Consider the following 12,894-nt stretch of genomic DNA (forward strand, 5'->3'; position numbering starts at 1 on the left):
TTCCTCCCAGAAGAACGAAAACGAGCATTCGCTTTGCTCGTGGGCAATTACTCACTTTTAGAGCAAAAATGTCAAGCAGCTATCGTCGCTGCATTGCAGCGAAAACACTTCAACACTGTGATTTTTCTAGTGAAAAATTTTAGATCAACGCCTGAGCAAATGCTCAGCAGTACGCTCATCCGTGATGAGACCGTTGATCATTCCGCCCTTCAGCGCCGCAGCGATAGCCTGCTCCTTGCGCTTTCCGAGACCGACACCGATGACGATCGACCGGTCCCGTGGTGGGATCGGAACGCTGGCCACGCGCTCGTTGATCGGATGATCGAGAAGCAAACCGTCATGTCCGAACACCCAGCCACAGATTTCTCCAACAGCACCGGACTGCATCAACGCAGTCATTTCGTCGGGCGCCAGAAAGCCATCGACACACAGCGGCGCATCGACCCCCAGTTCGCCAACGCCAACAAAGGTTACATCGGCTTCCGCACCAATATTGAGTGTAGATTGAATAATGCTTTGCTGATGGAGCGCATCCCGCTCCTCGGCAGAAGAGCAGAGAACGGGCAAAGGCATTGGAAAATGGCGTGCCTTGATCGCATCCGCCATGGAGAAGATGACGTTGTAATAGGCCGCGGACCCATCGGGTCCGATATTACCGGTCAGCGAGACCACGCGATGCTGCGGGCATTCCATCGGCTCGAGTTGATCGACGGCAGCTTTCAGCGTCCGTCCTGTGCCGATCGCAAGAACGATTGGATCTGCCTTCTTCAGCCACCGCTCGATTTCCGCGGCCGCGGCTTCGGCTATGCCGACCGTCGTGGACGTGGCAGCCGGATCGCTTGGAACGACTTCGATGTGCTGCAGACCATATCGCTTCTGAAGGGCAGCGCCATATTCGAGGCATACACCGATCGGATGGTCGACACGAACCTTGATGAGACGTTCCGCGACAGCCAGAGACACTAGGCGCTGCGCCGATTGCCGGGAAATTCCCATTGTGGCGGCAATCTCGTCCTGCGTTCTGCCCGCGACGTAGTAGAGCCAACCTGCTCTTGCTGCATCATCGAGCCGCCCTTGCGTATCGGATTTCCTGGCCATGTGTGAAGTCTCGCCCTGATCTCAGGCACTGCTGGCATGTTTGACAATGGAATGTCAAATGCCATGCACCGAATTGCAACAAGGCCGCACCGTAACGGCGCGGCCTTGCATCATTCTGAACAAGACGGATCAGTCGACTTGAACCAGGTGCCCCTCGGAAATCTCGCGATACTGGCGCACGGGCGGAACATATCCGGCCGGACGCACGGGGCTCTTGATCTCATCCGTGGACAGGTTGCGCTTGATGCTTCTGCGGGATGGATCCGGAACCGGGACCGCCGCCATGAGCTTTTTCGTGTAGGGGTGCTGGGGATTTTCAAAGACTGCCGCGCGCGGCCCGATCTCGACGATTTCACCCAAATACATCACCGCCACCCGATGGCTGACCCGCTCCACGACCGCCATGTCATGGCTGATGAACAGATAGGCCAGATTGAGACTTTGCTGCAAATCAAGCAACAGGTTGCATACCTGCGCCTTGATGGAGACATCGAGCGCGGACACCGCTTCATCGGCAACGATAACCTTCGGGTCGAGCATCAGCGCGCGCGCAATCGCGATGCGCTGCCGCTGACCACCGGAAAACTCGTGCGGATAGCGCCGCATCATGTCCGGTGAGAGCCCAACCTTGGCAAGAAGATCAGCAGCCTTGTCGCGAGCCTGAGCGGTTGTGCCAAGCTTATGCTCGATATACGGCTCCATAACCGCCGAACCAATGCTCATGCGCGGATTGAGGCTGGCGAACGGATCCTGGAAAACCATCTGGATCGAGCGGCGCATGGTGCGAAGCGTCGTCCTGTCGAGGCCCATGACATTGTAGCCATCGACCATCACCTGACCGGCTGTCGGCTCCACAAGACGGGTGACAGAGCGACCCGTGGTCGACTTGCCACAGCCCGATTCGCCCACCAGCGACAGTGTTTCTCCCTCGAACAACTGGAACGAAACCTTCTCGACCGCGTGGACGGCACCTGTCTGCCGGCCAAGGATCCCGGAGCGGATAGCAAAACGAGTGGTCAGATCCCGAACTTCGAGGATCGGGGTCTTCGTCTTGGCGACGGTATCGGTCACTTCGGCCAGTGGCTGGGCCTCGCCGGACTTAACGTCGATGATGGGGAAGCGCAGTGGCAGCTGCCGATCCTTCATCGAGCCCAGACGCGGAACGGCCGCCAGGAGCGCGCGCGTGTAGGGATGCTGGCCACGATGGAAGATGTCGTCCGTGGCACCCGTCTCCACCTGTTCGCCGCGGAACATGACGATGGTGCGGTCAGCGATTTCTGCAACGACCCCCATGTCATGCGTGATGAAGAGAACGGACATGCCCTCCTCATCCTGCAATTCCTTGATCAGATCCAGGATCTGACCCTGAATCGTCACGTCGAGTGCGGTCGTCGGCTCGTCGGCGATCAGAAGCTTTGGCTTCGAGGCGAGCGCCATGGCAATCATCACGCGTTGGCGCATACCGCCGGAAAACTGGTGCGGATACTCGTCGAAGCGGCCTTTCGCATTCGGGATTCGCACCTTTTCCAGAAGCCGGATAACCTCAGCCTTTGCCTCCGCCGCCGAGATGTTCTGATGCACCGTCAGGGCTTCGGCGATCTGCTTTCCGATCGGAAAGATCGGATTGAGGCTCGTCATCGGTTCCTGGAAGATCATCGAGATGTCATTGCCGCGAACCTGGCGCATCTCCTCTTCCGGCAGCGATAGCAATTCCTTGCCACCGAGCAGGACGCGGCCCTCGATCTTGCTGGAGACCTTTGGGAGAAGGCGCATGATGGAAAGAGAGGTCACGCTCTTGCCGGAGCCGGACTCACCAACGATCGCGACCGTTTCGCGCGGCGCAATCGAAAAGCTCATATTGCGCACGACCGACTTCCACTCGCCATTGACGCGGAAGGATGTGGTCAGGTTCTCGACAGTCAGGACCGGCTTTGCCACGCCGTTTTGCTGGGAACTTTCGGTAGAATTAGCCATGGAGTTTTCCTTGTGGTCTACCGCAGATCAGGCAGCGAGCTTGGTTTCGGCCAACGTCACCCAATAGCTTATGCCATAGGGAATGGCCTCGTCATTGAAGTCGTAGGCCGGGTGATGAAGATTGGCTCCCTCGCCTATTCCAAGGAAAATAAAGGCGCCCGGTCGGGCCTCCAGCATGTAGGAAAAATCCTCGGCGCCCATCTTTGGCGCCATCTCGGTTTCGACGCTCTTTTCGCCCGAAACATTGGCCGCGACTGATGCGGCAAAATCCGTTTCTTCCGCATGATTGACGGTGACCGGATAGCCGCGCACATAGTTGACCTCTGCAACCGCGCCATGGGCGAGTGCGGTTCCCTGCGCCACCTCGACCACGCGCTTGGCCGCCAGTTCGCGAACCTCTGGATCGAGCGTGCGCACGGTTCCCGTCAGCTTCACGTCCATCGGGATCACGTTGTAGGCGTCACCGCCGTGGACGGTGGTGACGGACACGACAACGGACTTCAGCGGATCCGTTTCGCGCGATGCGATCGATTGAAGTGCAACGATGACATAGGCCGAAGTCAGCACGGGATCGATGGAGAAATGCGGCTGCGCCGCGTGGCTCCCTTTGCCCTTGATGGTGATCTCGAACGTATCGGCCGCCGCCATGACGCCGCCCTTGCGAATGGCGAAATCGCCCAACGGAACCCCTGGCGTATTGTGCAGGCCGTAGACTTCCTTGATGCCGAATTTCTCCATCATGCCGTCCTGCACCATGGCAAGACCGCCGCCGCCGCCCTCTTCCGCTGGCTGGAAGATCACAGCGACGGAACCGGCAAAGCGGCGCGTCTCGCACAGATACTGCGCCGCCCCGAGAAGCATTGCCGTATGACCGTCATGCCCGCAGGAATGCGCCTTGCCGGGGACCTTGGAGGCCCATGGCTTGCCGGAACTTTCCAGAATGGGCAGCGCATCCATGTCCGCACGCATGCCGATGGTCGGCCCGTCGCCCAGCGTTCCCTTGATGATGCCCACGACACCGGTCTTGCCGATCCCGGTTTCCACAACGTCGCAACCGAAGGCCTTCAGCTTCTCCGCGACAAAAGCGGACGTCTTGAAAACATCGTACAAAAGCTCCGGATTTTCATGAAGATGACGACGCCAGCCGGCGACTTCTTCCTGCATTTCAGCGGCGCGATTGAGAACTGGCATGACTGCAACCTCATATAATTTCAGCTGTTTCCCTTATTGTTGACAGGGATATTGCGACGTAAGTGATAATAAATGCAAGCTTCAAATTTCATTCTTGAACGCTATTTGAGCTTGTGTTTAGATGGCTCAAAATTTGATCATATAGTCGTTCGGGATGGCGAAAACGTCGGCCGGATGAACGTCAAGGCGACGGGAGAAACACAAGAATTCATCATTCGGCTGGGAGGAAACAGCGGGATGTGAATGCGGCGCGACCCATAAGGTTGGCGTCGCGGCTATGGCAGCCATAATCAATTTAATCTTCAAGGGGAAAACAATGAAGAGAACAAAGATCCTGTTGGCAGGTACGGTGGCCGCATTGGCCTTTGCCAATGTCGCACATGCCCAGCGCGGGACGGACGGGGACTTGAAGATCCTGTTCTGGCAGGCTGTTTCCACCCTCAATCCATATCTTTCCGGTGGCACGAAGGAAGTTTACAGCGCCTCGCTCACGATCGAGCCTCTGGCGCGCTACGATGAAACCGGCAAGCTGACGCCGTGGCTCGTCACCGAGATTCCGACGGTCGACAATGGCGGCGTCGCCAAGGACATGAAGAGCATCACCTGGAAGCTGAAGCCAGGCGTGAAGTGGTCGGATGGCTCGGCCTTCACGGCAGAGGATGTGGTCTTCACCTGGCAGTACTGCACGGCGCCAGATGGCGGTTGCGCACAGAAGGCACAGTTCGAAGGCATCACCAAAGTCGAAGCGGTTGATCCTCTGACGGTCAAGGTCTCCTTCGCAGAACCGAAATACTATCCCTATGGTGCGTTTGTCGGCGCGCAGCAGCCGATCATCCAGAAGGCCCAGTTCAAGGATTGCGTCGGCGCCAAGGCTCCGGGCTGCACATCCGCGAACTTCGGCCCCATCGGCACCGGCCCCTTCGTCGTCAAGGAATTCAAGCCGAACGACGTCATCACCTTCACCGCCAACGCCAACTATCGCGATGCAGCCAAGCCTGCCTTTGCGTCTGTCACCCTGAAGGGCGGCGGCGATGCCGCATCTGCGGCCCGCGCGGTTCTGGAAACCGGCGAATATGACTACGCCTGGAACATGCAGGTTGAGCCGGAAGTCCTGGCGACCATGCTCAAGGCTGGAAAAGGCACGCTGGTGACGGCGTTCGGAACGCAGGTCGAGCGTATCAACCTGAACTGGACGAACCCTGATCCGAAGCTCGGCGACAAGCGTTCGACCGTCGAGGGCGGCAAGCATCCGGCACTCTCCGATCCGGCGGTTCGCAAGGCGCTCTCAATCGCCATCGACCGCGACATCATCGATGAAGCCGGTTACGGCGAAGCTGGAAAGCCGACCTGCAACATCGTTCCGGCCCCCGATGCCTATGTCTCGACCGCCAACGACTGGTGCCTGAAGCAGGACATCGAAGGCGCCAACAAACTTCTCGACCAGGCTGGCTGGAAGAAGGGTGGCGATGGCATTCGTGCCAAGGACGGCGTGAAGCTATCCTTCCTCTACCAGACTTCCACCAACTCGGTTCGCCAGGGCACGCAGGCGCTCGTCAAGGATTGGTGGCAGCAGATCGGTGTCGCATCCGAACTGCGCAACGTCTCGGCCTCCGTCTTCTTCGGCGGCGACCCGGCAAGCCCGGATACCTTCCAGAAGTTCTATGCCGACGTGGAAATGTACACGAACAACTTCGACGGAACGGATCCGGAAAAGTATCTGGCAGAATGGCTGTGCAACAAGATCCCGTCTCCAGCCAACGGTTGGCAGGGTCAGAACATTCCGCGTTACTGCAACCCGGAATACGACAAGATCGTTGCCGAGCTTTCCAAGACGGCTGATCTCGGCAAGCGCGCCGAACTCGCCAAGAAGGCCAACGACATGCTGACCGCCGAGGGTGCGCATATCCCGCTCATCCATCGCGGCCAGATTTCGTCCCACTCGGTCAAGCTGAGCGGCGTGAAGATGAATGCTTGGGATTCCGAACTCTGGAATGCCGCAGACTGGTCTCGTAAGAAGTAATTGAGTGAAAGCGGGCCTCGTCCCTTGGGAGAGGCCCGCTTTTCCTTGCTCCAAAAGCGTCTGGAGACCGCCATATGTTTACCTATACGATCCGGCGACTTATGTTCGCCGTGCCGACGCTGCTTGTCATAAGTTTCGTCATTTTTGCGCTGCTTGATCTTGCGCCCAATGATCCGCTCGGCGACCTGCCGCTGACCATTCCGCCGGAAGTGCGTGAGCAGATCCGCGCCTCTATGGGTCTCGATCAACCTTTCCTCATCCGCTATCTCTTGTGGTTGAAGCAGTTCTTCATCAACGAGCCGCTCAACATCTTCGAACAGATGACCGGAATCACCGTGGGCGATGGCGAACGGATGCGCGTGCTCTCCTGGGCGACCCGCAGCCCGGTGGTCGACCTCATTGTACAACGTATGCCGCAAACCCTCTGGGTCGTCGGCATGGCCTATCTGTTCGGTGTGCTGATAGCGATACCAGTCGGCGTCATTTCCGCCTATCGCCAGTATTCGATCTTTGACCAGATCGGCACCTTCGTCACCATGGTCGGCTATTCGGTGCCAACCTTCTTTACCGGCGTCGTGCTGATCGTCATCTTCTCTTCCTACCTGCAATGGTTTCCGTCGATCTACGACACCAATCTGGTCGTCAACGACTGGTCGAGCTTCGTCCAGCAGGTCAAGCAGATGGTTCTGCCGGTCACGGTTCTGGCGCTCTATAACGCTTCCCAGATTGCTCGCTTCGTTCGCGCCTCCATGCTGGACAATCTCAGCCAGGATTACGTGCGTACGGCGCGTGCGAAAGGCGTGAAGGAAAAGGCGGTCCTTCTTGTGCACGTCCTGCGCAACAGCTTGATCCCGGTGGTGACGGTCATCGCGCTGGGCGTTCCGACCATCTTCTCCGGCGCCATCATCACCGAGCAGATCTTCCGTGTGAACGGGCTCGGCCAATTGCTGATCACAGCGGTTCAGGGGGCAGACATTCCACTGGTACAGACCCTCACCTTCATATTCGCGGTCCTGATCGTGCTGTTCAACCTCATTGCCGATGTTCTCTACGGCATCCTTGATCCGAGGATTCGCTATGACTGATGCCGTCATCAACCAGCCCGTGACCGCAAAGGCTGAGATCGAGACACCGTCCATCCTGTTCTGGAGAAAGTTTCGAAAGCACAAGGGTGGCGTGGCCGGCCTGATTGTCTTCGCCTTCATCCTGCTTGTCGTCTATGTCGGTCCTTTCATTCACACGATAGATCCGAACAAAATCGACATCCGCGCAAAAAACCAGGGGCCTTCCTGGAAGCACCCGTTCGGCACGGACAATCTCGGTCATGACATGCTGGCACAGGTCATGGCAGGCGGGCAGATCTCGCTCGCCGTGGGATTGACTGCGATGCTGCTTGCCTTGCTGCTTGGCACGCTGGTCGGCGTCCTGTCGGGTTATTTCCGCAAGCTCGATGGCCCCTTGATGCGTCTGACGGACCTTTTCCTGGCGCTACCGCTTCTGCCGCTGCTGCTCGTCATCATCATGCTGTTTCGCGATACTCTTCGTGCAGCATTCGGACCGGAGACCGGCATTTTCATCCTGATCGTCTTCGTCATCGGCGTGACGAGCTGGATGCACACAGCCCGTATCGTTCGTGGCGACGTGCTTGCAGTAAAGAGCCAGGAATTCATCATCGCCGCGAAGAGCAGCGGCATGAGGGAATCCCGCATCGTTCTGCGCCATATCCTGCCGAACGTGCTCAGTTCCATCATGGTTTCGGCAACGCTTGGCATCGCGGCTGCGATTATCACCGAGTCTGCGCTATCCTTCCTCGGTCTCGGTTTTCCGTCCGACTTCCCGACATGGGGCCGTCTTTTGTTTGACGGGGCGAACTTCCTGCAGTTGACGCCGTCGCGTGTCTTCTGGCCAGGGCTCGCGATTTCCCTGACCGTGCTCAGCGTCAACTATGTAGGCGATGCGGTGCGAGACGCGCTGGATCCGAGAACGCAGGCTCGTTGAGCCGAGCCTGGACGGTGCCCCGGTGAGCCGGGGCATCTGCATCCAGCAACCAGAAAATCTTTTTTTGATTTTTCTGGCAACGGACGGAACCTTCTTCGGGCAGGCCCGTTATTGATGTATCTGGAAGCGCCCCCGTCCCCCGCCCTTCAAAGCTTCCGGATACCTCTTCATCCCCCTCGAAGAGACCCAACGGTCTTGGCTTCTGTAAAAAGAAACCAAGACCGTTTCTTTTTGTGCTTAGCGCAAAAGTGCGACCAGCCAGACACCTCAGAAGCGTTACACCTGCGGCTCCTCGATAATGATCGAGGTGATTATTCGGACGCGTGTTCTAGAGGGAAGACAAGGCTGTAGCTGATGCGATCCGGCGTGATGGCATAGCGTGCCTTGCCGTTGACGGAAGCAGGTACCACCCGCTCCAGGACAGTACTGCCAAAATTCGCCTTCAGGCTGCTGTTGTCCCTTCCCTCGATATGGCGCACGGGATTGGGCAGTCCTTCCTCCCAGCGTACCTCGAGCGAATCCTGACCGTTTGCCTGCACGCGTTGGCAGGTGACCATAATGGCTCGGCCACTTTTCGAAAGGGATCCGTGACTGACCGCATTGACGATCAACTCATGCAGCGCCAGACCGAGATGCAACGAAGCATTCGGGCTCAACAGGACATTATCACCGCTGACTTTGATCAGGTGCGCATTCTCGGGAAGATACTTCTCAGTCTGCTGCTGAACCAGTTCGTAAAAATACGCCCCACGCCAGCTTGAATCCGTGATCAGATCCTGGGACTGCGAAAGCGAATAAAGCCGCCCCCGGAACTTGTTGAGAAATACATCCAGCGTCACGGAATAGCGTGCGGTCTGCAGCGCGATACTCTGAATGATGGCCAGCAGATTCTTGGAGCGGTGGCTGACTTCACGCAGCAGCGCTCGAAGAAGCCGCTCTCGATGGCGTTCCTCTGATCGGTCAATGATCGTCGTCACAAGATGGATACCACCTTCTGCGGTGGAAATTGCCTGAACCCTGAATTCGTAGACTTCATCGGAGTTCACAGTGAACTCGAGATGTCCCTTCTGGCCATGCTCGGTGATGCCATCTTTCAGCAGCTTCAGCTTTGCTGCAATTTCCTCACCGAACAGGCTGATATCGGTTGGTGCATCGGTTAGCGCCTGCGACCAGGCATCCGGGAGGTTGGTGACAAAAATATAACGACGCTGGAGATCCTGGATCGTAACGCTCGCGCCGAGATCCAGGAGAGCGGGCATGAAGAAATCGCGTAACGCCTCACCGCTTTCACCAGCTTGTTGCCATGTCAGCTGATGCGACAATTAATTGCTCCGCCCTGATCTGCGATACCGGCAAAATACGCGTCTTTGCATATTAGACCGTTGCTAGCCCCTTATAGGCGGCAAGTCGACCGGTCTCAACCCGATACGCTATTAATTTCTACTCTCATAAACCAAACAGCCGGACCTGTATCCGGGCCGGACCATTCGGTGATCGATATTTGAAGTCTGTTGCTTGACCCGCGTCACACATACCGGGGGCATCTGTGAAATAGGCGACGGCTGAACGCTCAACCGTCGCCTTGGTTCCAGACGGAACCGGATTATCAACGCGTATCACAAGCTGGCCCGCTCACGCGGCAGCCTTGACGGCCTCATTGAAGAAGAGAGCCTGGCTGATCAAGGCTTTGACCATGTCAGGGTTGAACGGCTTGGTCACCAGGAAGGCTGGCTCCGGCCGCTCACCTGTCAGCAGGCGCTCCGGAAACGCGGTAATGAAGATGACCGGGACACTGGAGCTTTTCAGAATTTCATTCACGGCATCAATGCCGGAACTGCCGTCTGCCAGCTGGATATCGGCCAGAACCATTTTTGGGCTGGAGCTCTGGAAGAGGGCAACAGCTTCTTTGTGCGTGCGGGCAATGCCAGTCACGCGATGGCCGAGATCTTGGACCATCTGCTCGATGTCGAGCGCGATCAACGGCTCGTCTTCGATGATCATGATATCTGTCGCAACCTGACGCGAGATCTCGCGCGATGCTTCATCCAGCAGACGCGTGACCTCGTTGACGTCAACGTCCAGGATTTCCGCGGTTTCTTCAAGCGTAAAGCCTTCGACCGAAATCAGCAGAAATGCATGGCGTGCTTGTGACGGAAGCGACGCAAGGTTGGCAACGGCACGCTGCTCCCATGCGAAGGGCGACTCGATCGGACGGATCTCGATTGCAGTGGAACCAAAGATTGCGACGAAAAGTTTATACAGCGAAACGCGGTCCTTTGAACTTTCCGGAAAGATGGAAATATCGGCAATCAAAGCTTCCAGGACCGCCGCGACATATGCGTCTCCCGAGGTCTGCGAACCGGTCACGGCGCGGGCGTAACGGCGCAGATAAGGAAGGTGGGACGCAACGCGAGTGGTAAGTGACATTCAGAATCTCCCCTGATGCCCAGTGGGCAATGAACGTGGTATCAACGGTAACCCAGAAAAAAAGTTCCGTCTTTAGGGAACTTTTTTTATTCAAGCGCATTTTCAACAGACGATACCGCAACAGGCTGCCTGCGTGATGAGTGAAGACGAAACCAGAAACAAAGAGAAGATGAACACACCACAATCGAGCAACTTCCGGCCGGGCGCCATGCTCCCGAACGCTTCGATTTCACGCAAATTGCGGGAATTCTATGATGCGGTTCAGGAAGAAGGGATTCCGGATCGCTTCCTCGATCTCTTGGAGCGCCTCGAAGAGGCGGAAAAGAGTGCAAAATCGGTGAATGCGAAATGACCACGGATCAAGAAAACGACGATCGCGCTTTCAAGCGAGACCTACTGGCCTCCCTGCCGAACCTGCGTGCCTTCGCGGTTTCGCTGACCGGACGCCACGACAAGGCTGATGATCTGGTGCAGGACACCATCATGAAGGCCTGGGCGAACCAGAAGAGCTTTACTGCGGGCACGAATATGCGCGCCTGGCTCTTCACGATTCTTCGCAACGAATTTTACAGCCAGATGCGCAAGCGTGGCCGTGAAGTGCAGGATAGTGATGGGCTGTTCAGCGAGCGGTTCTCGGTGCATCCTGAACAGTATGGCCGTCTGGATCTGCAGGACTTCCGCAAGGCGCTGGATACTTTGCCGGACGATCAGCGTGAAGCCATCATTCTGGTGGGTGCTGCAGGCTTTGCCTATGAAGAAGCGGCGACGATCTGCGGCTGTGCCGTCGGTACGATCAAAAGCCGTGTCTCGCGCGCCCGCACAAGGCTTCAGGAAATTCTGGGTGTTTCCGGCGAGGGCGATTTCGGTCCCGATCCCGGTGACGCCGCCATTACTGCCAGAGCTTTCGGAAGCTAAGGCCGCTTCGCGCCAGCATAAACGTCCTGCACCACCTCTACCAATCTCTCATCATCGAACGGTTTCAACACAACAGGAATTCCCTGAAATCCGGGAACTCCTGAACGGTGACGGCTGTCCACGGACGTAAAAACGAATCCAGCGCCCGCCTCCCGCAGGCGCTGGATTCTCCCCCATAGAACCTCTGTTACAAAATCGATGTCAATCAACATGACATCGAATGCCCCTTCCATAAGCAAGGTATCGAGATCGCGCGGCATGGCAATCGTAACGCGGCACCCGAATGCCTCTCCTAGAACCTGTTCGGCTTCCATAGCCACCAGATAGTGTGTATCGATGACCAGAAAGTGCACGCGAATTTCCCGGATGGTGAAACCAAGGAAAGCCATAGAACATTCATGGAACGGTGGGTCATTTAAAAAAGACATAGCGGCAGTCAGTTTTTCTTCTATTGTCTTTTTCCCATGCCAAAAATCGGTCCGCCATGGCTCAAAGCAAATCATTCGCTCCTGTCCGCATCCCCTGTGAACTCTGTCCGTTACGTGCTCGGGAAACATTCCGTGATTTTGATTCGACCGAACTCGGGTTCGTGTCCTCCTTCAAGATTGCAGAACTTCTCCTTGAACCGGGAACGACGATCATCGACGAAGGCCAGCGCCACCCACAGCTCTACACGGCTCTCGCAGGATGGGGCTTCCGCTACAAAATCCTGGAGGACGGGCGACGGCAGATCCTGAACTACGTGCTGCCCGGGGACCTGATCGGTCTCCAGGGAAACCTGATGTCGGAAATGCTGCATTCAGTCGAAGCGCTGACGAAGATGACCCTCTGTGTCTTCGAGCGCGAACGCCTGACCTCTCTATTTCAGAACCATCCCTCGCTGGCCTATGACCTCACCTGGATTGCCTCGCGCGAGGAATCCATTCTGGATGAACATCTTCTCTCCGTCGGGCGCCGCACGGCTCTGGAGCGCGCGGCCTATCTTCTCGCCTTCCTGGATCACCGGGCTCAGGCAACCGGCGTTTTCCCCGAAGAGGGGCCGAAGGTTCTGCCCCTGACCCAGCAGCATGTTGCCGATACACTCGGACTGTCGCTCGTCCACACGAACAAGACTTTGAGGCGCCTGTCGGATGCGGGTGTCGTGCGCTGGCTGGATCGCGGCTCGGAGGTTCTGGAGCGCGGCAAGCTCTTCGATATCGCAGGTTGGCAACCCTCTGTCGAAGGCATGCGCCCGTTCATCTGACTTGCTTCATCGGACATATTTCCCAAAC

Annotated in this window: 12 protein-coding genes; 6 read left to right on the top strand and 6 right to left on the bottom strand. The window is 57.1% G+C overall.

Annotation, left to right across the window (positions count from 1 at the left end):
• Positions 1–144: 144 nt before the first annotated feature.
• The 3 genes from ASD54_RS17115 to ASD54_RS17125 all read right to left on the bottom strand — a co-directional run bounded on the left by ASD54_RS17115 (position 145) and on the right by ASD54_RS17125 (position 4,263).
• Complete coding sequence (locus ASD54_RS17115) at positions 145–1,098, bottom strand: sugar-binding transcriptional regulator (RefSeq protein WP_062555818.1); 954 nt, start codon at positions 1,096–1,098, stop codon at positions 145–147.
• Between the two features lie 129 nt (positions 1,099–1,227).
• Positions 1,228–3,072, bottom strand: a complete 1,845-nt coding sequence (locus ASD54_RS17120) for an ABC transporter ATP-binding protein (protein WP_062555819.1) — start codon at positions 3,070–3,072, stop codon at positions 1,228–1,230.
• A gap of 27 nt (positions 3,073–3,099) precedes the next feature.
• On the bottom strand, positions 3,100–4,263 hold the full coding sequence (locus ASD54_RS17125) for a M20 aminoacylase family protein (protein ID WP_062555820.1): 1,164 nt from the start codon (positions 4,261–4,263) through the stop codon (positions 3,100–3,102).
• Between the two features lie 316 nt (positions 4,264–4,579).
• Between ASD54_RS17125 and ASD54_RS17130 the strand changes: the two genes are divergently transcribed.
• The 3 genes from ASD54_RS17130 (at position 4,580) to ASD54_RS17140 (ending at position 8,281) form a co-directional block, all read left to right on the top strand.
• Complete coding sequence (locus ASD54_RS17130; protein WP_062555821.1) at positions 4,580–6,283, top strand: peptide ABC transporter substrate-binding protein; 1,704 nt, start codon at positions 4,580–4,582, stop codon at positions 6,281–6,283.
• Positions 6,284–6,357: 74 nt separating this feature from the next.
• Positions 6,358–7,368 (top strand): ABC transporter permease, encoded by a 1,011-nt coding sequence (locus ASD54_RS17135; RefSeq protein WP_062555822.1) that lies wholly within the window; start codon positions 6,358–6,360, stop codon positions 7,366–7,368.
• Entirely contained in the window at positions 7,361–8,281 is a 921-nt protein-coding gene (locus ASD54_RS17140) for an ABC transporter permease (protein WP_062555823.1), read from the top strand. Before ASD54_RS17135 ends, ASD54_RS17140 begins: the two co-directional genes overlap by 8 nt.
• A gap of 311 nt (positions 8,282–8,592) precedes the next feature.
• Here ASD54_RS17140 and ASD54_RS17145 read toward each other — a convergent pair whose 3' ends face one another.
• Positions 8,593–9,603: a sensor histidine kinase gene (locus ASD54_RS17145; RefSeq protein ID WP_062555824.1), complete on the bottom strand. Its 1,011-nt coding sequence runs from the start codon at positions 9,601–9,603 to the stop codon at positions 8,593–8,595.
• 310 nt (positions 9,604–9,913) lie between these two features.
• Entirely contained in the window at positions 9,914–10,708 is a 795-nt protein-coding gene (locus ASD54_RS17150; protein ID WP_062555825.1) for a response regulator, read from the bottom strand.
• 169 nt (positions 10,709–10,877) lie between these two features.
• Here ASD54_RS17150 and ASD54_RS17155 point away from each other — a divergent pair, with 169 nt between their 5' ends.
• Both ASD54_RS17155 and ASD54_RS17160 read left to right on the top strand, forming a co-directional pair.
• The gene (locus tag ASD54_RS17155; RefSeq protein WP_062555977.1) at positions 10,878–11,060 is read left to right on the top strand and encodes a NepR family anti-sigma factor; all 183 of its coding nucleotides are present in this window, start codon (positions 10,878–10,880) and stop codon (positions 11,058–11,060) included.
• Positions 11,057–11,623: an RNA polymerase sigma factor gene (locus ASD54_RS17160; protein WP_062555826.1), complete on the top strand. Its 567-nt coding sequence runs from the start codon at positions 11,057–11,059 to the stop codon at positions 11,621–11,623. The genes ASD54_RS17155 and ASD54_RS17160 overlap by 4 nt, the downstream gene beginning before the upstream one ends.
• Here ASD54_RS17160 and ASD54_RS17165 read toward each other — a convergent pair.
• Positions 11,620–12,126: a hypothetical protein gene (locus ASD54_RS17165; protein WP_156379264.1), complete on the bottom strand. Its 507-nt coding sequence runs from the start codon at positions 12,124–12,126 to the stop codon at positions 11,620–11,622. The genes ASD54_RS17160 and ASD54_RS17165 overlap by 4 nt on opposite strands.
• Here ASD54_RS17165 and ASD54_RS17170 point away from each other — a divergent pair.
• A complete protein-coding gene (locus ASD54_RS17170; RefSeq protein WP_062555828.1) occupies positions 12,108–12,866 on the top strand; it encodes a Crp/Fnr family transcriptional regulator in 759 nt (252 codons plus the stop codon). The genes ASD54_RS17165 and ASD54_RS17170 overlap by 19 nt on opposite strands.
• The last annotated feature ends 28 nt before the right edge of the window (positions 12,867–12,894 follow it).

The organism is Rhizobium sp. Root149 (assembly GCF_001427345.1).
Classification (GTDB): Bacteria; Pseudomonadota; Alphaproteobacteria; order Rhizobiales; family Rhizobiaceae; genus Neorhizobium; species Neorhizobium rhizoryzae.

Excerpts from the sequence above, each read along its gene's own strand:
- ASD54_RS17170 (WP_062555828.1), top strand. The coding sequence starts at position 12,108 with ATGGCTCAAAGCAAATCATTCGCTCCTGTCCGCATCCCCTGTGAACTC.
- ASD54_RS17125 (WP_062555820.1), bottom strand. The coding sequence starts at position 4,263 with ATGCCAGTTCTCAATCGCGCCGCTGAAATGCAGGAAGAAGTCGCCGGC.
- ASD54_RS17135 (WP_062555822.1), top strand. The coding sequence starts at position 6,358 with ATGTTTACCTATACGATCCGGCGACTTATGTTCGCCGTGCCGACGCTG.
- ASD54_RS17130 (WP_062555821.1), top strand. The coding sequence starts at position 4,580 with ATGAAGAGAACAAAGATCCTGTTGGCAGGTACGGTGGCCGCATTGGCC.
- ASD54_RS17120 (WP_062555819.1), bottom strand. The coding sequence starts at position 3,072 with ATGGCTAATTCTACCGAAAGTTCCCAGCAAAACGGCGTGGCAAAGCCG.
- ASD54_RS17140 (WP_062555823.1), top strand. The coding sequence starts at position 7,361 with ATGACTGATGCCGTCATCAACCAGCCCGTGACCGCAAAGGCTGAGATC.
- ASD54_RS17160 (WP_062555826.1), top strand. The coding sequence starts at position 11,057 with ATGACCACGGATCAAGAAAACGACGATCGCGCTTTCAAGCGAGACCTA.
- ASD54_RS17115 (WP_062555818.1), bottom strand. The coding sequence starts at position 1,098 with ATGGCCAGGAAATCCGATACGCAAGGGCGGCTCGATGATGCAGCAAGA.
- ASD54_RS17150 (WP_062555825.1), bottom strand. The coding sequence starts at position 10,708 with ATGTCACTTACCACTCGCGTTGCGTCCCACCTTCCTTATCTGCGCCGT.
- ASD54_RS17165 (WP_156379264.1), bottom strand. The coding sequence starts at position 12,126 with ATGATTTGCTTTGAGCCATGGCGGACCGATTTTTGGCATGGGAAAAAG.
- ASD54_RS17155 (WP_062555977.1), top strand. The coding sequence starts at position 10,878 with ATGAACACACCACAATCGAGCAACTTCCGGCCGGGCGCCATGCTCCCG.